Source organism: Nitratireductor sp. GISD-1A_MAKvit (assembly GCF_040819555.1).
In the GTDB taxonomy this organism is placed as follows: Bacteria; Pseudomonadota; Alphaproteobacteria; order Rhizobiales; family Rhizobiaceae; genus Nitratireductor.
Window position 1 is genome coordinate 2,060,955 of record NZ_CP161920.1, and the last position, 19,358, is coordinate 2,080,312.

Below are 19,358 nucleotides of genomic sequence, written 5' to 3' on the forward strand. Positions count from 1 at the left end.
GCTCTAGCGTTTCAGATGTTTGGTGATGCGACGCTCGATCCAGTCGATTGTGTTGCGCAGAACCTCGACGATCGCGAGATAGATGATTGCGGCCCAGATATACGTCTGGAAGTCGAACGTTCTGGAATAGGCGCGCCTTGTCTCGCCCATCAGGTCGTAAACGGTAATGATCGCGACGATCGCCGATCCCTTGATCATCAAGATGATCTCGTTGCCATAGGGGCGGAGCGCGACGATCATTGCCTGAGGCAGGATGATCCTCCAGAAGGTTCGCAGTCTTGAGATGCCCAACGCTGATGCCGCCTCCCACTGGCCTCGGCCAACGCTTTCTATGGCACCGCGTAGAATTTCGGCCTGATAGGCCGCCGTGTTCAGAGTAAATGCAAAGACTGCGCAGTACCAAGCTTCACGAAAGAAACCCCAAAGTCCCAGAGCCTGCAGCTCTGGCCTGAAAGAGCCCAGGCCATAATAGACAAGAAATGTCTGGGCGAGCAGTGGCGTACCGCGGAAGATATAGACATAGGCATAGGCAATCGCTCCCACCAGCCGGTTTCGCGACATGCGCCCAAGCGCGATAGGCACGGACAGTATGGCGCCCAGAATGATGGAGACACCCACGAGCTGTATGGTGATCCACAGGCCCGAAAGATAGCGCGGAGCGTATCGGGTGAAGACCTCCGCATTCCAGGAATTTATCAGAAACGCTACCAGCCCGAGGCCAAGCGCTCCCCAAATAGCGAGAAGGGTGACGCCTATGGTGCGCGAGCGGGTCCAGCCCTGCCCGATTTCCGGCGGTCGCTCGACGACGGCGGTGTTCTGGGCGCTCATCGCTGAACTCCGTGGCGTTTCGTCCAGCTCTCAATGGCTCCGAGAACGATCGAGGAAAGCATGGCAAGAACGAGATAGAGAAGACAGGCGATGCCGAAGAACAGGAACGCTTCCTTCGTCACGCGAGCGGCAATACCCGTCTGGCGCAGAATGTCGGCAAGGCCGATCACGGAAACGAGTGCCGTGTCCTTCAACAGGATGAGCCAGAGATTGGACAGTCCCGGCAAGGCAAGACGTATCAGTTGTGGCAGGATGACGAGCCGCATTGTCTGCCCGTTGGAGAGGCCGACTGCGTGTCCGCCTTCGAACTGCCCCTGAGGAATGGCCCGGAAAGCAGCGAGAAACACCTCGCTCGCATAGGAAGAGAAGACCGTGCCCAGCGCCACCATCCCGGCGACGAAAGCGTTGATCTCTACGGTGGTCCCGGGGCTGATGGTCTGGACGAGTTTCTGCAACCCGATCTGAGCACCGTAAAAGACCAGGAAGAGGGTCAGTAGTTCCGGCAAACCCCGGAAGATCGTCGTGTAGATGTTGGCGGCCAGGCGCAGTGTTCTGTCCTGCGACCGCTTTCCCAGGGCCACAAAGAAACCGACGACAAGTCCAAGTGGTAACGTGGCCAGAGCCAGAGTGACCGTGAGAAGCACACCTTTGGCGATATCGTCGCCCCAGCCTTCGGGGCCGAAACTCAATAGGGTCCAGACCCCGTCCATCTCCCAAAACCCTTGTTCGAACCGCCTCCCGGACGCGAATTGACGGTTTCATTTCGATTGCAGCTTTTCTTGCAACGCGAGCTGCTTGAACAACAGGCGGCCGAACCGATCCGGTCAGGCCGCCTGCTCAAATTCAATCACGCATGATTGCCTGGTTCAATCGCCGTAGACGTCAAACTCAAAATACTTCTTGTTGATTTCCTCGTAGGTTCCGTTTTCGCGGATCGCAGCGATGGCCGCATTGAACTTTTCGCGCAGCTCATCTTCTCCCTGGCGGATGGCGATGCCGATGCCGGGACCGTAAACTGCCTCGTCGGGTTTCAAGGTGCCGAGTATCTTGCAGCAGGCCCCATCCTCCGTGTCGAGGAACTCCTGCAGCACGATAACATCGTCGATCACGGCGTCGAGCCGGCCATTGACCATATCAAGCTTGTATTCCTCGGCCGTCGGGTAAACCTTCACATCGCTGTCGGGGAAACTCGCTTCCGCGAAGGTCGCATGCGTGGTCGCTCCCTGGGCGCCGATGGTTTTGTCCTTGAGATCTTCCGGAGAGGTGCCGGCGATATCGGAATCCTTCGGCACAACGAGCGCCGGCGGTGTGTTGTAATATTTGTTGGTGAAGTCGACCTGCTTCTTGCGTTCCTCCGTGATCGACATGGAGGCGATGATCGCGTCAAACTTTCCAGCCTGGAGTGCGGGAATGATACCTTCCCAGTCCTGTGTGACGAATTCGCACTCTGCCTTCATCTCTTCGCAAAGTGCTTTGGCGATATCGATGTCGAAGCCCTCAAGCGTGTTGTCTGCGGTCAGATTGTTGAAGGGAGGGTAGGCACCTTCCGTTCCGATCTTGATCTTCATGGGCTCCTGGGCTTGCACCGCTCCGATCGTCAGAGCCAGAGCTGCAGCCGGCAGGGTAAGCGCGAGACGCCGTGAAATACGCATTCTTGTTCCTCTCATCTTATTATCCGTCGCCAATATTTGCACCGACGGGAATTGAACCTGGATATTCCCATCGAACCGGCGCAAATTGCAACCTTAAAGGTGCGCCGTCTCGAGCATTGATTCGTCGGGTCTCACAAGGCGCTTCGTCGGGTGATTCCGGTATGTTCGATGATGAAATCCGCCATGGCTTCAACCTCGTGGAGGCGGAATACCGGCAATCCGCCGGGTTCGGTTGCGTGATCTGCAGCGATGGCAACGATGTTGGGGCAGGTCTTCGCCAATGGAGCATGATCTCTGGCGTCGCGGCGGCGGCATTCCAGCTTGGGATGATCTCCGCGCTTGAAGCCTTCGATTAGTACGAGATCGCATGGTGACAGGCGGGCAAGCAGCCCCGCGAGCGAGGGCTCGTCCTCCTCGCGTTCGTTTTCATGCATGATCGCCCAGCGCTTTCCCGAAACGATGGCGACCTCGCGAGCGCCGGCCATGCGGTGGCGAAAGGAGTCTGTTCCTTCATGGTCTATGTCGAAAGAGTGATGGGCATGTTTCAGGGTTGCAATGCTGAAGCCGCGTTGGGTGAGGGCAGAGACCAGGGCTGCAGTCAGCGTGGTCTTGCCTGAGTTTTTCCAGCCCACAATTCCGAAAACTGCCTGCTTCATGCCTCGTTTCCCAAAAGCCTCTGTCGCGCCAGATCCAGATCGTCTGGAGTGTTGATGTTGAAGAACGGATCGAAGCCGTCTTCCATGGGGAACTCCGCAACCGTTCCGGCGAGATGATCGAGCGCATAGGCACTCACCCGTCGTGTCCCACCTTCGGCCAGATGCCGGGCCAGATGGTCAGCAATCTCGACCGGCCACAGCGCGAAGACTGGATGCAGCCGCGTACCGCACTCGGCGAGTACCGGTCGGCGCGAAGGAGAGGCAGCAGCGAACAGGCGATCGACCAGGTCGCTGGGAAAGAACGGAGTGTCCACGGCTACGGTAACGATATGAGTGGCTTTCGGGAAAGTCCTGCGACTCCAAAGGCAACCGGCCAGAACACCACCAAGCGGGCCCACGGGCTCGGGCAGCGGATCAGCTATGATGTCGATGTCCACGCCCGCAAACCGCTCAGGGTTTCCATTGGCGTTGAGGGCGAGATGGCCGACCTGGCTCGAAAGCCGTCCTGCAACACAATCGAGCAGTGTTTGCGAATTCAGCCTTAGCAGACCCTTGTCGCCGCCACCCATTCTGCGTGAGGCGCCGCCCGCGAGTATGATCCCGCCAATTCCGCTGTTCATGTGGATGCCTCAGATATCTCCAGCCTGCCTTGCAACATAGATCACATAGAGCGAAGCGACGATGGCCATGGTGGAAGACGCAAGCATGACCCAGACGAGCGGAAACGGGCCGGTTTCCTGTGACAACAACGCTCCGGCAATGACCGAGAGAGCTGCCCCTCCGCCGATCTGCAGAGCACCTCCAAGGCCGGATGCGGTTCCGGCCAGGTGCGGTCGAACGCTGACAAGGCCTGCATTTGCGTTGGGCATGGTCATGCCGTTTCCAATGCCGACGAAAAAGGAGGGTCCGAAAAGGGACATGGGGTGAAATACGCCGGCAGAAAACAGAAGCAGTGAAAGCAGGAGTCCGAGCGAAGCGCATATGTTTCCCGCCAGCATCATCGGGTTGATCCCCAAGCGCTTCGAGAAGCGACCCGAGAGGAAATTGCCGATCATGTATCCCACCGAGATAAGAATGAAATACATCCCGTACTGAGACGGTGTCAGGTGGAGGATTTCGGTCGCTACAAAGGGACCGCCACCGAGAAAGGCAAAAAACGCACCCGATGCCATGGCTGCTGTTGCGGTGTAACCCCAGAAACGTCTTGATCTGAAAAGTTCGGGATAGTTCTTGACCTGTGCCGTCATGCTGGTCGAGCGGCTGTGGTTGGTCTCCCCCAGGTCCAGATACACGATGACAAAAGACATGAGGCCAAAGCCCAGTATCAGGTAGAACGTTGCCTTCCAGCCGTAAAGCTCATCGAGAAACCCACCGATGAGCGGACCGATCATTGGGGCCAGCGTCATGCCCATCGTGATGTAGCCGATGCGGCTGGCCGCCTCACTGGGCCCCACCGTGTCGCGCACGATCGCGCGGGATAGCACCATGCCGGCAGCTGAAAACGCCTGCATGACGCGGCAGGCCAGAAAAACCGTGATGCTGGGCGCCATGAGTGCGGCAATCGTCGCGAGGATGAAAATCACGAAACATGTGAGCATGACGGGACGTCGGCCAAAGCGATCCGATGCTGGCCCGATACCGAGCTGGAGAATGGCCGTGGCCGCGAGATACAGTGATACAGCCAGCTGGACGATGCCGTAGTCCGCCTGGAAATAGTCTGCCATGCCGGGCAATGAAGGCAGGAACACATTCATAGACACGGCGGCAGTGGCAGTGGCAATCACCAGCGTGACTATATGAGGGGGCGTATCGGTGCGGACCAGAGACTTTGCCATATCAACCTGATTTTCCGGGATGAACGATAGCCTGCCGGGGCTCGGCTCGCTCGCGGCGGCAGGGGAGGCGCATGCAGTGTGCCATGCGCGCCGTGTGGTGTGGGCGTTCGGTCAGCCCGTCACTGAAGGGGGGACCTGCCGAGGCGACCGTCATGAAAAGTGCGCCGTGCGCATTCGGCAAAAACGACACAACCACCTCGTGATGCAGGCATCTGTAGACAACAAGCAGCTTCCGCAGACGCGGGTTCCCAGACCGGGGTTACAACGGGAAACGACTGAAACGATTCCCCATATCCGATTAAGCTAAGGATACCTTACGGAATTGGCAATTGACCCTGTTGAAGATTGCGCTGGCCCAGAGTCAGCCGCCTGTCACACTCATATGCCGGGAGACCGAGGGGCGGTTGGTTCTGCGATCGATGACGAAGTCATGTCCCTTGGGCTTGCGCGCAATGGCGTTGTCGATCGCGTTCGAAAGGGCGTCATTGCCCTCCGATTCCCGCAGTGCAGCCCGAAGGTCGGCGGAGTCGTCCTGCCCGAGACACATGTAAAGCATGCCCGTACAGGTGATGCGCACACGGTTGCAGCTTTCACAGAAATTATGCGTCATCGGAGTGATGAACCCAAGCCGTCCGCCCGTCTCGGCCACGTCGACATATCGCGCCGGCCCGCCTGTCTTGTAAGGAATATCGGTCAGCGTGAACTGTCTGGAAAGTTGTGCGCGCAGGAGAGAGAGCGGCAGGTACTGGTCGGTTCGGTCGCCGTCGATCTCGCCCATGGGCATGGTTTCGATGACAGTCATATCCATGCCCCGGCCATGTGCCCAGCGCAGCATTTCGGGGATTTCGTCTTCGTTGAACCCTTTGAGCGCCACCGTGTTGAGCTTGATCTTGAGACCTGCCGCTTCTGCAGCCTCAATGCCGCGCATGACTTTTTCAAGCCGTCCCCAGCGCGTGATGGCGTGGAACTTGTCCGCGTTCAGGGTATCCACGGATATGTTGATGCGTCGCACGCCGCAATCGGCAAGCTCCGAGGCGAAGCGCTCAAGCTGAGAGCCGTTGCTTGTCAGGGTCAGCTCTTCCAGTGCGCCAGATCGCAGATGCCGGGAGAGTTGGCGTATCAGATGCATGATGTTTTTGCGCACAAGCGGCTCACCGCCCGTGAGGCGAAGTCGTCGCACACCTTTCTCGATGAAAACCGTGCAGAGTCGGTCGAGTTCCTCAAGGCTCAGAAGGTCCCGTTTGGGAAGAAACGTCATATCTTCCGCCATGCAGTACACGCACCTGAAATCGCAACGATCGGTGACCGAAACGCGCAGATAGTCGATGGCGCGGCCGAAAGGATCGATCATGGTGCTCTGCATGGGGGCTCGCTTCCGCTGGCGTGGTGCGTTACTCGATTGTGATCTCTTTGCCCGACATTAGCATTGCCCCAATGTTGCGGGCAATCGGTGCTTCGGGCTTTTCAGTTGAGCCAAAGCCAGGTAGGTCTTCGGGCGAGAGGTGGTGAAGAATGAAGGCTCCAAGGGAATTGCGCGTTTCTCAGGACCGTTCGCTCATGACGGTTTCCTTTGCACAGGGCGAGCCGGTGGAGTTGACGGCAGAGATGTTGCGTGTCCTTTCGCCTTCCGCTGAAGTCCAGGGGCATTCTCCCGAGCAGCGCATAACCGTACCAGGCAAGCGGCACGTTACCATCGACCGCGTCGAGCCAGTCGGCAACTATGCCGTTCGTATCGTGTTCAGCGATGCGCATCAAAGCGGTATCTACACTTGGAGATATCTGCATGAACTTGTCACCGAGAAAGCCTCGCGGTGGCAGAAATATCTTGATGAGCTGGACGCACAAGGACTGAGCCGCGATGCCTGAAGCGAATGATCATTTTATCTCGTCGATCGAGCAGCTCGAAGCGCTTTATGGCCCGCCGGCTCCCGCATCCCTGACCAAGGTCACACATCGGATCATTCCGGAATACGCCCAACTCATCAATGCATCTCCCTTTGTTGCGCTGGCTTCGAACGGGCCGGAGGGGGTGGACTGTTCCCCGCGGGGTGACAGGCCGGGTTTCGTTCGCATACATGACGACACCACGCTGCTCATGCCGGATCGGCGCGGCAACAACCGGGCGGATTCCCTTCGCAACATCGTGCAAGACCCGCGCGTGGCTTTTCTGTTCCTGATTCCAGGGCAGGAATCACTTTGCGCGTGAACGGCCAGGCCAGGCTTTCGGTCGACCCGGAGCTGTGCTCATCCTTTGCGGTTGATGCGGCACAGCCACGCTGTGTCATCGTTCTGTCGGTGGAGGAGGTCTACTTCCAGTGCGCCCGGGCGATCGTTCGCTCGAAGCTGTGGGACCGTGAAGCACACACTGGCGTCGAAGAGCTTCCCACGGCCGGGCAAATTCTACAGGCCACGAGCAAAGGTTCGTTCGACGGTGAAACCTACGACAGGGATTGGCCGGATCGTGCGCAGCAGACCATGTGGTGAGCGTTCGTCCTAACGGTGCACCAGAATGTTGACGAGTTTGCCGAAAGGGTCGCGCGTGTAAAAACGTCGAACGCCCCACGGCTCGTCGGCCGGACCGTACTCGATCGGATAACCGGCAGATTTGACGCGATGCAGTGTTTCGTCGAGATCATCCACCTCTATTGACAGATCGGGAACCTCCGTTCCCGAGCCACCTTCCTGCATGAAACTCAACTGGACGCTCATCTGTTGTCTGGTCCCGAATGTTGCAATCCAGCCAAGGTCCATCAGCACATCCAGACCAAGCGTTTCCACATAGAAGCGCTTCGCTTCATCGAACCTGTCAGTGGCAATGTTGCTTACGATACGGGTGACCGCCATGCGTGTGCCTGTCTCCTGCGTTAGCCGGTTTTCCTGAGGTTTGGCAGAAACACGGTCAAGAGCCCCAGTAGTGGAAGGTACGAGCACATTCGGTAAACATATTCGATGCCTTTGCTGTCGGCGATGACGCCCAGAACCGCAGCTCCTATCCCGCCCAGACCAAAGGCAAATCCGAAGAACATGCCCGCCACCATGCCCACGCGGCCCTGGCAGCAGTTCCTGTGCAAATACCACGATCTGCGGAAATGCCGAAGCAAGGATCATGCCTATGATCACGGTCAGAACAGGTGTCCAGAACAGGTTCGCATATGGCAACATGAGAGTGAATGGCAACACACCCAGGATCGAAAACCAGATCACTGTCTTGGCGCCGATCCGGTCGCCCACCAGTCCACCCAGTATCGTTCCCGCCGCAACAGCGCCAAGGAAAACGAACAGCATGATCTGAGATTGCTGAACGGTGACGCCAAACTTCTCCATAAGGAAAAATGTGTAATAGCTGGATATGCCAGCCATATAGACGTTCTTGGCGAACACGAGCGCCACCAGGACCGCCAGCGAGACTGCAATCTTGCCTCTGGGCAAGGCGATCGGTCTTTGCGTCGTGCTTCGTGATGCGGTGTTCTGACAGTATTGCGCATACCAGGTGCTGACGCGCCAGAGAACGATCAGCCCCAGCAGGGCGGCGAGCGAAAACCATGCCACGCTTCCCTGACCTCTTGGTACGATGATGAAGGCCGCCAGCAACGGGCCTATTGCACTGCCAGCATTGCCGCCGACCTGAAAAACGGCCTGGGCGAGCCCGTACCGTCCGCCTGAAGCAAGGCGTGCCACCCGCGAGGATTCCGGGTGGAAGATTGCCGAGCCAAGTCCGACAAACATGGCGCCAATCAGAAGCAGGGTGTAATTCGCTGCCCAGGCCAGAAGCAGCAGCCCGATGAAGGTGGATCCCATCCCGACCGGCAGGGAATAGGGCATGGGCCTTTTATCGGTGGTCAGGCCAATTGCCGGTTGCAGAAGCGAGGCAGTCACCTGAAACGCCATGGTGAGCAGGCCGATTTGCCAGAAATCCAGACCGTAGTCGCGTTTGAGCATCGGGTATATCGCCGCGAGCATCGACTGCATGATGTCGTTGAGCATGTGGCAGAAGCTGACGGCAAGCAGGATGGCGAAAGCGGTTTCTTCGGCCGGGGATGAGCCCTGGCTGGCGGTTGTGTCGGTCAAGATCGGCTCCGTTGGGATTGCCGCCTGGAAAGCGGAATCCGATAAACATGCTCTTGCAGATGACCTTGTTTAGCCGATTGGCCCACCTTTGTGTGGTTGGGCCAAGTGAATTTGGCAAACAGAACCAACCGGTCGCAATGGGTTTGCGCCAGCGGTTCGGCGTGGTTTCTTTTTGGGGGAGGCTGAGAGCCCTGACGGCCAGTAAGAGGCTGTCAGTCCTCTTGCGCCAGCGCTTCGCTGATGCGGCGCATCTGTTCACCCATCGCTTCGCATTGAGCCGGTGTTGATTGTGCCATCACCCGATCAATCAGGCGGGTGTAGACTGCTAGTGCCTCCATCAGCCGTTGCTCTCCCGTGGGCGTCAGATAGAGGCGCAACACGCGCCGATCATTGCTGTCGTTCTCGCGCTTGACCAGCCCCTGCGTTTCGAGCTGGGGCAGGAGCATGGTGATGTTGGAGCGCCCAACCAGAAGACGGCGGGCGAGGTCATGCTGTGACTGCCCCGGGTGCCGGTAGAGGTTCATGAGCATGTCGAGCTGCGCAATCTTGAGCCCCAGAGGGTCAAGAGCCTTGCCGAGCGCGCGCACTATGGCCTTTTCTGCACGCGCTACGGCGATCCACGTGCGAAAGCGCGGATTATCCCAGGGGAACTCTTGTGATTTGTTCATTGTTGAACTATTTTTGTTCATGCTTGAACATTATCTGGATTCCGATCATGAATCGTTTTGTGCTGAGAAGCGTCAAGATCCTTTTTGGCATACTCCAACATGTAGCGCCAAGTCTGGCCGGGCGCATCGCATTCGATCTGTTTCGTCGAACGCCGCACCCTGGCCGGATGACCGACGGAGAGAAACGGGCGGTCGCTTTCGCTCAAGACTTCATGCAAGAGGCGCGCATTCATCGGCTTGCGAGCTCGAGGGGCCGCTTCGTTGCCTATGAATTCTGCAAATGGGGAGCGAGACGCGACGGCCCGACCGTTCTCCTCATACATGGTTGGGGCTCGCGCACCGAGCACATGCGGGGCCTCGCGGGCGCATTGTTGCAGCGCGGGTTTCGCGTGGTATCGCTCGATCTGCCCGGTCACGGCGCATCGGAGGGGCGGGTGCTGGACATTGCCAGCGCGGTTGCTGCAGTTCACGCCACGGCGCAGTGGCTTGGTCCGTTCGATGCGATGGTCGGACACTCTTTCGGTGGCGCGGTTGCTTTAAATGCGGTTTCGGGGGCGATATCCGGTATTCCGCCAGTGCCGGTGCGGCGCATGGTGATGATTGCGTCGCCCAATGCGTTGCCGGAGCTCTTTTCCCGGTTCGGTCGTTTCATCGGGCTTTTAGAGAAAACGCAGGGGCTTCTGGAAAGGCATGCTGAAGAGATTGCCGGACAGCCTTTGACGCGATTCGTTGGGGCAAACCAGTTGCGCGAACTGGATATTCCTACGTTGGTGGTTCATGCGCCCGACGACAGGGAGGTTTCCCCTCAGGATGCCCGGGCTCTGGGGCGTGCAGGTGGGCATGTTTCCCTGGTGTGGGCGCGGGGTCTTGGCCATCGTCGAATTCTCGCCGCTCCACAAGTTGCTGAATGTGTTGCCGCTTTCATTGAATCCAGGCGCGAGAGAAAAATCCCGGAACGGACTGGAGGGCGCGCGGAGGAACGTTTACCAATGGCAAACTGAGTTTTGGAATTCGCGACAATTTTATCGATCACGAGGCGACCTTGCGAATGATAACTGTTATTCTGGTTGCGATTCAAGCTGGGGGTGCGTGCTGGCTCAAGCACGATAACGGGCGTGATCCATTCTCGTGATCTTTGCGAGCAGGGCATGTCATCCTCCGGAAAACGACTCCGGCCGGGGTGGGGTGATCGATGAGGTTGAAGTCGAAACGGAAGAATTGGTTGCTCAGTGCGGCCGTTGCCATGATTGTTGGTGCCACGGGCACAGCGAATGCGCAGGCCGACAATCTTTTCGATATGCTGTTCGGTGGTGGTATTCGCAAGAAAGAGCGGGTGGCAACGCCTCCTCCTGCTGCATCAAAGCCGGTCACACGAAAACCGGTGAAACGCAGGGCCGCTCCCAAGATCTCGGCTCCATCCTACTACAACTACAGCCCCGCTCGGCTCACGCGCGTCGCCTTTGCACAGATCAAGCCCCCTAAGCGAGAGGACGCATTTTCGCCGGCCCTGGAGGGGGTGTCCTTTCGAGAGGCTCTTCCCAGTCTTGAGGAGGTGGAGCTTTATGCGGAAAACGATATCGCCGATGCGGTCGTCGAGTTCTATTCGCGCAACCCCGATTTCATCTGGGTGACCGGTTATCAGGTTAACGACCGGGCCAGGAGTGTCCTGCGCGAACTCGCCGAGGCCGGAAGGCATGGCCTGAACGAAGCCGATTACACGGTCGGGGTACCGGGCCCTGATTTTTCCTACGACAGGATCGCCGAGCGACAAGCTGAACTCATCCGTTTTGAAATGACCCTGACTGCGCGTGCATTGCGTTATGCGCGTGATGCTTTTGCAGGGCGGGTCGATCCGAACAAACTTTCCGGCTATCACGACTTTCCCAAAAAGCCGATGAACCTGCAGCAAAGCGTGGCGTTCATGGCCAACATGGACGAACCGGCGCTTTATCTCAAAGGCCTGCATCCTCAGAACGACATGTACCGCCAGCTCCGCGCGGAACTGGAGGCGCTGCGTGGCTCCGTCGAACGTGAGATCGTGGTCGATCCCAAAACCTTTGTGCGTCCCGGCGGCGCCTCACCAGAGTTTGCCAAACTTCTGAAAATCATTGAACGCGACGCAGAGGAAACCTTTCTGGCCCAGCATGGAACGACGCTGACGGAGCATGCTGGGAGCGAGGTTTACTCCAGTGCCCTTGTTCCGGTTATCGAGGCCGTGCAGAGAAAGCATGACTTGACACCGGACGGTATCGTCGGCCCGCGCACAGTCGCGGCGATTGCAGGTGTGTCAAAAGCGGATCGCATCGAAAAGGTTGTTTATTCGCTGGAGCGGCTGCGCTGGCATCCTTCGGATCTCGGCGATACCCGTGTCGTCATCAATGCCGCGTCCTTCAATGTCGATTTTTTTGACAGGGGCGAACACCGTATCTCCATGCGGACGGTGGTTGGGCGCAATGCCAATCAGACCAGTTTTTTCTATGATGAGCTGGAAACGGTGGAATTCAACCCATATTGGGGGGTGCCCCGGTCCATTATCGTCAACGAGATGCTGCCGAAACTCTGGCGCGATCCCAGCTATCTGGATCGCAATGGATACGAGGTCATCAACAGCAAGGGGCGGAGGATTTCGTCCTCTGCCGTGAACTGGGGGCAATATGGAAGGAATGTTCCTTACAGCGTTCGACAGAAACCCGGGCCCAGAAATGCGCTCGGTGAGCTGAAGATCCTGTTTCCCAACAGGCATGCGATCTATATGCATGACACTCCGTCCAAGAGCCTGTTCCAGCGCGACACGCGGGCTTTCAGCCATGGCTGTGTTCGGCTGGCTGATCCGCGGGCCATGGCTGCCGCAGTGCTGGATATCTCTGTTGAGCAGGTCGCAGGTCTCATCGAGAAAGGTGATCGCAGCCGTCCGACGCGGCGGAAGGTCGAGCGCAGGATTCCTGTCTATGTCGGCTACTTCACCGCCTGGCCCGAGGTGGACGGGGAGGTCGCCTTCCATGGCGATATCTATGGGCGTGATCAACGCTTGAAGACCGCTCTCGAGAAGACCGCCGACCTACGTTCTCCCAGCAGTTGACCTGGCGGTGCTGCCATTCCGGCGCGCGCCCTGCCGGGATCGGGGCGACCTGACCGGCCGGTTCAGTTGCGCCAGAATGTTGGAAGAAAGAGAACGATCACGGCCAGGATCTCCAGCCGACCGAGCAGCATGGTGCCTGAAAGAACCCACTTGGCAAAATCGCTCAGCGGCTGGAAATTGCCTGCCGGACCAATGGTCGTTCCCAGTCCCGGTCCCACATTCGTGAGCGCAGTCAGCGCGCCCGTCATCGAGGTCAGGAAATCGAGCCCGCTTGCCGATAAAAGTACGGTCGAAAACACCCAGGATCCTAAGAAAGCCACCACGAAAAGCACCACCGAACGCTGCATCTGGTCATCGACGACACGGTTGCCATAATGCAGTGCCCGGATGGAGTGCGGATGAATGAGCAGGCGCAGGCCGTTGCGCAGCATCGCTCCAAGTATGAGGAAGCGATACGCTTTCACACCACCAGATGTCGAGCCGGAACAGCCACCCAGAAAAGTGGCGAAGAAAGCCAGCGTCACCGCGAATGGCCCCCACGATGTGTAATCTTCGCTGGCAAAGCCCGTGGTGGTGATAATGGATGTGAAGTTGAACGCGGTTGACGCGATGATGTCGTCAAACGGTTCTCCGGTAACGATGCGGCGTTGAACGGCAAGAACGACAACGAATGCGGTGACATATCCCAGGAAGAGCCGGATCTGGGGATCCCGCAAGGCATCGAGACGCCCTCGCACAAAAAACAGGACGAGGATGGAAAACGGCAGCGCGCCCAGAAGCATGAAGAAGGTGCCGATCCACAGGAGAGCGTTGCCTTCAAAGAAACCAAACGAAGCATCGTGGGTGGAGAAACCGCCCGTTGCAATGGTGGTCATTGCGTGATTGAGAGCGTCGAACTTGCTCATGCCTGCTGCTGCATAGGCCAGCGCACAAAGCGCTGTCATCATGACATAAACCCCGACGAGTGCGATCAGAAAACTTATGAAACGTTCGTAGGGTCTGTTCTCGATGTCGGAGGATTCTATCCGGAAATAGGAAAATCCGCCCACCTTAAGAAGAGGCAGAAGAAAGAGGCCAAGGGCGACCACGCCGATGCCTCCGATCCATTGCAAAATCGATCGCCACAGCAGCAGTCCGGGGGGCAGATTGTCCAGTCCGGATATCACCGTGGAGCCGGTGGTGGTGATGGCTGAAACCGATTCGAACACGGCCTCTGCCAGATCGAGCTTTAATGATGAGTTGTAAAAGGGCAGGGCGCCAACAAAGCCGAGCATCAGCCACAGAACCACGACCACGAGAAAGGTGGATTGCGTGGAGCCATGATGGCTGAGGGGCGCGCGTGTTGCCGCGGCAATTGTCAGGGCTATCGCGCCGGTCGCGAATGCGCAGACCACGAATACCTGCCAGTCTTCATTGCTGTAGTAGAGGTCGACAGCCGCAGGCAAGAGCATCGAGGCCGCGACATAGACTGCAAAAACGGCTGCAGGATATGCTGCCGTTCTGATTGTCGAAGGTTGCACTTTCCAAACCTCGAAATGTGTCGCGAGTGTTGGTAGTCCAGAAAGTCTGTGAAGAAAAGCGCATTAATGATCAGGTGGGCATGCGCCAGGAGCATGGCTGGCGCACGATTCCGGCCGGTATCGGATCGTTACCGTAGTTTGCAATAAAACCCGGCGCTCTCGCTCATTCCGTGCTCGGGATGGGTGTCTATCGCGTGGGAAAGTGAGGGTATTTTCCACCGGTCCCGAATTTCGTATCCCATGGCGGAAATCATCGAGAGGAAGGCGCTCTCGTTGCGCATCTGGTATGGCACCAGGGCTGGGCCGATCCGCTCCAGGGTAACAATGGTCCTGCCTTCGCGTAGCGCAACCTTGTTCAGAATGAGATGCCTTGGCGGTGTCTCCAGCCTTGCAATCAGGTCTGGCAATGGAACGTCGAGATACTGCAGCAGGCCGGACCCCAAAAAGAGGTCGTATGACCGCCCTTTGTCGAGATGGCTTGTGAAGGAGAGCGCACCAAGCCCTTCGGCGAGAGCCCGCTTTTCGCCTATTCTTACGATTGCGGGTAGGTCGTAGACGGTCCAGTGCAGCTGATCGGTGGGTGGATAGATCCTGCGGAAGGCCCGGTATTTCGTACCCATATGCCCACCAGCATCAAGCACCGAACCGATCTCGCTTTGCAACCTGCTGATCCAGAACAGGACCGGGTAGTCCCAGGGTACCAGTTGGCACATGACATCGAAAGCGACATCCGCCACCCCCTCGTGATCATAACCGGCCATACCCCTTCGTTTTGCGGCCTCAAGTGCTTGCTGATAGGTGGCGAATGCACCCTGAAACCGTACGGGACGACCGGTCATCATCCTAAGTCTGCCCAGCGCCGCTTTGAGGGGGCGAGCGGCTGCTCTTCCTGACTGCTTGATCGTCTGTCTGAGCATAACGGTCGACATGGGGAACTGCCCGGGCCTGGTCGCAAACACGATTGTTCAAGAGCCGACCCTAGGTCGGTCGTGGTGCAGGACCGATTCAGCAAAAGTGATGAGACATGCCTCAAATGGGCTAGCTGTGTCGCTTCATAGCGGGAAATCATGCTTTCTGGCGATTTCCCAGATGCGCTTGTTGGTTTCGATCAGCCGATTGATGGAGCCGGTGATCTTTTCGATTTCCGTTTCGTCGATCATGTCGACCCTGCCGTATTTCAGGCGGTCACCCGTGTCGGATATCCGCATCAGGAGGGTGGAAACATTCTCCCCCGTATCGTCAAAAGAATAGATGCAGTGATTGTATTTGTTGCGCAGCTTGGCCTCGCTCATCATTCGGCGGGTCACGCTCAAAACCTCCTGACGCACGGTTGCTGCCGTTCGATCCAGTTTGGCCAGCCGTTCAACCAGATCGACACGGGCACGTGAGGTGTTCAGTGTGAGAAAGATGACAGTCGCTGTTTCCATATCGACCCGGGCAAGCCCCGCTATCAAATGGATGAGGAGGCTTTCCGTGTTGGTCCACGTGTAGTTCAACTGTCCCAAGAGGGTCAGAACTTCCCGAAAACGCGGGGTGGCTTCCTTCATTGCAGGATTGCCCGTTTACACACACCATCAGGTCCAACGCCACTCACGGTAACACCTCGGCTCCGCAGCGTCCATTGAGCAGGGTTGTGCCGTCTCAGTCTTCGCGGAAGGCCCGGTTCATGCTGTCAACGATCGGTTTCGAGAGGTACTCGAAGAACGTGCGCTCCGCCGTTTGAATGAGCACTTCGGCAGGCATCCCGGGCGTTGGAAGAAATCCCGGTACCCGCGCCAGTTCGCTGGGTGAAAGACGGATGCGGGCGAGATAGATTTCCCGTGGCTCATTGGTCGACTGATCACGGAGTGCATCTGCGGAGACGTAAAACACCCTGCCTGTCAGAACCGGCGTCGTGCGCTGGTTCAGGGCTGTCAGGCGAACGGTGGCTTCCTGTCCGTCCCGAACGCTGTCGATCTTCGTGCGGGGGATTTGCGTCTCGATGATCAGTGGCACATCGGATGGCAGGATTTCGGCTATGCTCTTGCCGCTTTCGATCACGCCTCCGGACGTGTGATAATAAAGCCGCACGACAGTGCCGGAAACCGGGGCGTTGATGGTGGCGCGCCGGAGCACGTTTTCGGCCGCGCGGGACTGCTCTCTTACGCTGTCGAGCTCCGACTCGATGTTCTGCAGTTCATCGAGCGCTGCCTGCCGATAGGCGGCCTGCGTCTGCTCCGCCTGCTGACGATAGCGCTTGACCTGCGCCTTCGTTTCATCGATTTCTGCCGCAAGGCGACCGATTTGTCCTTCTGCCTCGGCCATGGCTCTTCTGATCGCCGAAATTTCGGGTTTTCGCATCAAACCCAGTTCGAAGAGCCGCTGCTTTCCCGAATGCTCTTCCTGCAGAAATGCGAGCTGCCTTGTGATGGAGCTGTGCTGAGCTTCATATCCCCGACTGCGTATCTCAAGGGCAGCGATGTTGTTGTTCAGTAGTTCGAGCTCGCTGTTCAGCTTCAATTGCGACGATTCGAAATTGAGATTCTGGCTGCCCAGAATTTCTGCGATCTCGGGATCGGACATTCGTTCGCTTAGTTCGGAGGGGAATTCGATCCTTTCTTTTCCCTGATATTCGGCACTGAGCCTGGCAACGATGGCAAGCAGCCGCGCGCGCCTGAGGAAAAGCTGTCGCTCATTGGCAAGAGCGGATGTCTCGTCGAGCTGTAGCAAAGGCTGTCCGACAGTCACATGGTCTCCCTCTGAAACGAGTATCTCTTTAATGACCCCGCCTTCGAGGTGCTGAACGATCTTGTTCTGACCGGTTGCCACAAAGCTGCCCTGAGCGATCACTGCGGCAGCAAGGGGAGCAAAACCGGCCCAGACCCCAAAGCCCCCAAAACACAGAACAAGCAGAATGATACCCGCGATCGACTGTTTCCGGATGGAACGCGGCACCTGTGCGTACCAGTCCATGTCCTGCAGTTTGGCGATGTTGGCTGAACTCATGACACACCTGTCAAACGGACGTTGCTGCTGGTTGGGAGGGAGTGCCTAGCTGGCCGGACTGATGGGCAACGAGCGCCTGCAGAACATCCTGGCGCCGGCCAAACATGGATATGGTTCCATTGGTCATCAGCAGGATCTTGTCCACGTATTGCAGCAGGGAAGGGCGCTGGGTGATCACCACGACGGTGATCCTGTGTTCCTTGGCATGTTTCAGCGCCCGTGCGAGCGCTGCGTCCCCGGCACTGTCGAGATTGGAGTTCGGTTCATCCAGCACGATCATGCGCGGATTGCCGAAGAAGGCGCGCGCGAGCGCAATGCGCTGTTTCTGCCCGCCTGAGAGAGGAGAGCCATCTGCTGCAACAATGGTCTCATACCCCTGCGGAAAAGTGGCGATCATCTCGTGCACATCGGCGAGTATGGCCGCCTGATAGATGTCGCTGTCTTCAACGTCATCGCGCATGCGGGCAATGTTTGCCTTGATGGTGCCGGGAAAGAGCTGAACGTCCTGCGGCAGATAACCGATGTTGTCGCCGAACTGGCGCTGGTCCCAGTTGCGCAGATCCATCAGGTCGAGACGAACGCTGCCCGATGTGGGCAGGATGGAGCCCACCAGCATCTTTCCAAGTGTCGTCTTGCCCGCGCCCGAATTGCCGATAACCGCCAGGGAGTCCCCGGGTCGCAGAGAAAAATTGATACCGTTGAGAACGACACGTTTTGTCCCTTGCGGGACATAAAGCACGCGCTCCACGTCGAGGCGGCCTTCCGGTTTGGGCAGAACCAGTCGTTCCAGGTTCAGCGGTGAGGAGCGAAGCAGCGTGCTGATGCGTTTGTAGGCGCCGCGCGACAGGATGTACTGGTTCCAGCCTTCGATCGATCCTTCGATCGGCGCCAGCGCCCGGCCGGCGATGATGGAAGCCGCGATGACCATGCCACCGGTAATGTAACCCTGGATCGCCAGATTGGCTCCCCAGCCGAGCAGAGCCACCTGTGTGAGAAGACGCACGGCACGAGAGGTTGCAGCCGAGACGATGTTACGATCCTGCGCCTTGACCTGCGCCTTCAGGGATCCGGCCGTGTCCTGCCCCCAGATCTTGACCGCCTCGGGTATCATGGCAAGTGCGTTGATGATCTGTGAATTCCGCGCCATGGAATCCAGATGCAGGTTTGCCCTGCTTTGAAAGACGTTCGCCTCACCGAACGGGGCTGCAGTCGCGCGTTGATTGATGAACGCCACCAGCATCAGGAGCAGTGATGAAAGCACCACAATGCTCCCCAGATGCGGATGAACAAGAAATACGGCCAGTATGAAGATTGGCGCGAAAGGAATGTCCAGAAACGAGATCAACGTGCCGGAGACAAGGAATGAGCGCAATTGCTGGAGGTCGCCCAGGGTCTGGTATTCGCGCCCGGTTCCGTGCAGCGAAGCACGTGCCGCTGCGCTCAGGATCGGGGCTCCAAGTTGAGCGGCGATCTCAACCGCCGTGCGCATGAGGATAAAGCGTCGGATGGCATCGAAAACCGCCTGGAGGACGACTGCTCCCACGATGACGATCGTCAGCATGATCAGCGTGTCGGTGGACCGGCTTGTGAGAACGCGGTCGGATATCTGGAACAGATAGACAGGGATCGCGAGAACGAGAATGTTGCTGGCATTCGTGAAAAGCAGCACCATCAGCATGTTCCCGCGCACCGCCGCAAGGCCGGCCGAGAGACTGTTGGAGAAGTCCACGGGACCAAGCCGCCGGTGAAACGTTCCGCCCGTTCCACCACCGGATGCCTTTTCGCGCTGGCGATCATTGCTGCCAGAGGATGGTGGCGCGCTTTGGGGCGAGGGGGCGGGGTGGTCGGACTGTGATGTCTGCCTTTTGGCCTCAGGCGTTTCAGGAGTTGCCGCACGCAGGCCGGCGCGGCAATCGACTTCTTCGAAGATACGCGAAATCTCCTCATCGACAGAGCGCTTTCTGGCGGCGTTTTTCGACGTGCCGGGCGTATCCTGCAGACATGATGACGCATCATTCACATATGCTGGACGCCTGCTCCTTTCGTCTGGCATTGGATCCCCCAATC

Annotated in this window: 17 protein-coding genes and 2 pseudogenes; 4 read left to right on the top strand and 15 right to left on the bottom strand. The window is 58.0% G+C overall.

The window, feature by feature from the left end:
• Positions 1 to 3: 3 nt before the first annotated feature.
• From AB2N04_RS11055 to moaA, 7 genes are all read right to left on the bottom strand, one after another.
• Positions 4 to 828: an ABC transporter permease gene (locus tag AB2N04_RS11055; RefSeq protein ID WP_367714553.1), complete on the bottom strand. Its 825-nt coding sequence runs from the start codon at positions 826 to 828 to the stop codon at positions 4 to 6.
• Positions 825 to 1,538, bottom strand: a complete 714-nt coding sequence (locus AB2N04_RS11060) for an ABC transporter permease (RefSeq protein WP_367714554.1) — start codon at positions 1,536 to 1,538, stop codon at positions 825 to 827. Before AB2N04_RS11060 ends, AB2N04_RS11055 begins: the two co-directional genes overlap by 4 nt.
• A 156-nt stretch (positions 1,539 to 1,694) precedes the next feature.
• Positions 1,695 to 2,480: an ABC transporter substrate-binding protein gene (locus tag AB2N04_RS11065; protein WP_367714555.1), complete on the bottom strand. Its 786-nt coding sequence runs from the start codon at positions 2,478 to 2,480 to the stop codon at positions 1,695 to 1,697.
• A gap of 131 nt (positions 2,481 to 2,611) precedes the next feature.
• Positions 2,612 to 3,136: a molybdopterin-guanine dinucleotide biosynthesis protein B gene (mobB, locus tag AB2N04_RS11070; RefSeq protein WP_367714556.1), complete on the bottom strand. Its 525-nt coding sequence runs from the start codon at positions 3,134 to 3,136 to the stop codon at positions 2,612 to 2,614.
• On the bottom strand, positions 3,133 to 3,756 hold the full coding sequence (gene mobA / locus AB2N04_RS11075; RefSeq protein WP_367714557.1) for a molybdenum cofactor guanylyltransferase MobA: 624 nt from the start codon (positions 3,754 to 3,756) through the stop codon (positions 3,133 to 3,135). The genes mobB and mobA overlap by 4 nt, the downstream gene beginning before the upstream one ends.
• Before the next feature lie 9 nt (positions 3,757 to 3,765).
• On the bottom strand, positions 3,766 to 4,971 hold the full coding sequence (locus AB2N04_RS11080) for a multidrug effflux MFS transporter (protein WP_367714558.1): 1,206 nt from the start codon (positions 4,969 to 4,971) through the stop codon (positions 3,766 to 3,768).
• 361 nt (positions 4,972 to 5,332) lie between these two features.
• Positions 5,333 to 6,334, bottom strand: a complete 1,002-nt coding sequence (moaA, locus tag AB2N04_RS11085; protein ID WP_367714559.1) for a GTP 3',8-cyclase MoaA — start codon at positions 6,332 to 6,334, stop codon at positions 5,333 to 5,335.
• A gap of 149 nt (positions 6,335 to 6,483) precedes the next feature.
• On the opposite strand from moaA, the gene AB2N04_RS11090 reads away from it, so the two are divergent.
• Entirely contained in the window at positions 6,484 to 6,837 is a 354-nt protein-coding gene (locus AB2N04_RS11090; RefSeq protein WP_367714560.1) for a gamma-butyrobetaine hydroxylase-like domain-containing protein, read from the top strand.
• Positions 6,830 to 7,455, top strand: a pseudogene (locus AB2N04_RS11095) (pyridoxamine 5'-phosphate oxidase family protein). The gene AB2N04_RS11090 and the pseudogene AB2N04_RS11095 overlap by 8 nt, the downstream one beginning before the upstream one ends.
• A 9-nt stretch (positions 7,456 to 7,464) precedes the next feature.
• Here AB2N04_RS11095 and AB2N04_RS11100 read toward each other — a convergent pair.
• The 3 genes and pseudogenes from AB2N04_RS11100 to AB2N04_RS11110 all read right to left on the bottom strand — a co-directional run bounded on the left by AB2N04_RS11100 (position 7,465) and on the right by AB2N04_RS11110 (position 9,707).
• Positions 7,465 to 7,815 (bottom strand): VOC family protein, encoded by a 351-nt coding sequence (locus tag AB2N04_RS11100; RefSeq protein ID WP_367714561.1) that lies wholly within the window; start codon positions 7,813 to 7,815, stop codon positions 7,465 to 7,467.
• 20 nt (positions 7,816 to 7,835) lie between these two features.
• Positions 7,836 to 9,039 (bottom strand): annotated as a pseudogene (locus AB2N04_RS11105) (MFS transporter).
• Between the two features lie 212 nt (positions 9,040 to 9,251).
• Positions 9,252 to 9,707 carry a MarR family winged helix-turn-helix transcriptional regulator gene (locus AB2N04_RS11110; RefSeq protein ID WP_367714562.1) on the bottom strand — a complete coding sequence of 152 codons (456 nt, stop codon included), beginning with the start codon at positions 9,705 to 9,707 and terminating at the stop codon, positions 9,252 to 9,254.
• On the opposite strand from AB2N04_RS11110, the gene AB2N04_RS11115 reads away from it, so the two are divergent.
• Both AB2N04_RS11115 and AB2N04_RS11120 read left to right on the top strand, forming a co-directional pair.
• Positions 9,707 to 10,708 (top strand): alpha/beta fold hydrolase, encoded by a 1,002-nt coding sequence (locus AB2N04_RS11115; RefSeq protein ID WP_367714563.1) that lies wholly within the window; start codon positions 9,707 to 9,709, stop codon positions 10,706 to 10,708. The two genes, AB2N04_RS11110 and AB2N04_RS11115, sit on opposite strands and share 1 nt — an antisense overlap.
• A gap of 221 nt (positions 10,709 to 10,929) precedes the next feature.
• On the top strand, positions 10,930 to 12,786 hold the full coding sequence (locus tag AB2N04_RS11120; protein WP_367714564.1) for a murein L,D-transpeptidase: 1,857 nt from the start codon (positions 10,930 to 10,932) through the stop codon (positions 12,784 to 12,786).
• Positions 12,787 to 12,848: 62 nt separating this feature from the next.
• On the opposite strand, the gene AB2N04_RS11125 is transcribed toward AB2N04_RS11120, so the two are convergent.
• From AB2N04_RS11125 to AB2N04_RS11145, 5 genes are all read right to left on the bottom strand, one after another.
• A complete protein-coding gene (locus tag AB2N04_RS11125; protein ID WP_367714565.1) occupies positions 12,849 to 14,306 on the bottom strand; it encodes a TrkH family potassium uptake protein in 1,458 nt (485 codons plus the stop codon).
• A 128-nt stretch (positions 14,307 to 14,434) separates the two neighbouring features.
• Complete coding sequence (locus AB2N04_RS11130) at positions 14,435 to 15,148, bottom strand: methyltransferase, TIGR04325 family (protein ID WP_367714566.1); 714 nt, start codon at positions 15,146 to 15,148, stop codon at positions 14,435 to 14,437.
• A gap of 210 nt (positions 15,149 to 15,358) precedes the next feature.
• Positions 15,359 to 15,853 (bottom strand): hypothetical protein, encoded by a 495-nt coding sequence (locus tag AB2N04_RS11135; protein ID WP_367714567.1) that lies wholly within the window; start codon positions 15,851 to 15,853, stop codon positions 15,359 to 15,361.
• A gap of 94 nt (positions 15,854 to 15,947) precedes the next feature.
• Positions 15,948 to 17,291, bottom strand: a complete 1,344-nt coding sequence (locus AB2N04_RS11140) for an HlyD family type I secretion periplasmic adaptor subunit (RefSeq protein ID WP_367714568.1) — start codon at positions 17,289 to 17,291, stop codon at positions 15,948 to 15,950.
• Positions 17,292 to 17,301: 10 nt separating this feature from the next.
• On the bottom strand, positions 17,302 to 19,344 hold the full coding sequence (locus tag AB2N04_RS11145; RefSeq protein ID WP_367714569.1) for a type I secretion system permease/ATPase: 2,043 nt from the start codon (positions 19,342 to 19,344) through the stop codon (positions 17,302 to 17,304).
• Between the last annotated feature and the right edge of the window lie 14 nt (positions 19,345 to 19,358).

Excerpts from the sequence above, each read along its gene's own strand:
- AB2N04_RS11055 (WP_367714553.1), bottom strand. The coding sequence starts at position 828 with ATGAGCGCCCAGAACACCGCCGTCGTCGAGCGACCGCCGGAAATCGGG.
- AB2N04_RS11060 (WP_367714554.1), bottom strand. The coding sequence starts at position 1,538 with ATGGACGGGGTCTGGACCCTATTGAGTTTCGGCCCCGAAGGCTGGGGC.
- AB2N04_RS11065 (WP_367714555.1), bottom strand. The coding sequence starts at position 2,480 with ATGCGTATTTCACGGCGTCTCGCGCTTACCCTGCCGGCTGCAGCTCTG.
- mobB (WP_367714556.1), bottom strand. The coding sequence starts at position 3,136 with ATGAAGCAGGCAGTTTTCGGAATTGTGGGCTGGAAAAACTCAGGCAAG.
- mobA (WP_367714557.1), bottom strand. The coding sequence starts at position 3,756 with ATGAACAGCGGAATTGGCGGGATCATACTCGCGGGCGGCGCCTCACGC.
- AB2N04_RS11080 (WP_367714558.1), bottom strand. The coding sequence starts at position 4,971 with ATGGCAAAGTCTCTGGTCCGCACCGATACGCCCCCTCATATAGTCACG.
- moaA (WP_367714559.1), bottom strand. The coding sequence starts at position 6,334 with ATGCAGAGCACCATGATCGATCCTTTCGGCCGCGCCATCGACTATCTG.
- AB2N04_RS11090 (WP_367714560.1), top strand. The coding sequence starts at position 6,484 with ATGAAGGCTCCAAGGGAATTGCGCGTTTCTCAGGACCGTTCGCTCATG.
- AB2N04_RS11100 (WP_367714561.1), bottom strand. The coding sequence starts at position 7,815 with ATGGCGGTCACCCGTATCGTAAGCAACATTGCCACTGACAGGTTCGAT.
- AB2N04_RS11110 (WP_367714562.1), bottom strand. The coding sequence starts at position 9,707 with ATGAACAAATCACAAGAGTTCCCCTGGGATAATCCGCGCTTTCGCACG.
- AB2N04_RS11130 (WP_367714566.1), bottom strand. The coding sequence starts at position 15,148 with ATGATGACCGGTCGTCCCGTACGGTTTCAGGGTGCATTCGCCACCTAT.
- AB2N04_RS11135 (WP_367714567.1), bottom strand. The coding sequence starts at position 15,853 with ATGAAGGAAGCCACCCCGCGTTTTCGGGAAGTTCTGACCCTCTTGGGA.
- AB2N04_RS11140 (WP_367714568.1), bottom strand. The coding sequence starts at position 17,291 with ATGAGTTCAGCCAACATCGCCAAACTGCAGGACATGGACTGGTACGCA.
- AB2N04_RS11145 (WP_367714569.1), bottom strand. The coding sequence starts at position 19,344 with ATGCCAGACGAAAGGAGCAGGCGTCCAGCATATGTGAATGATGCGTCA.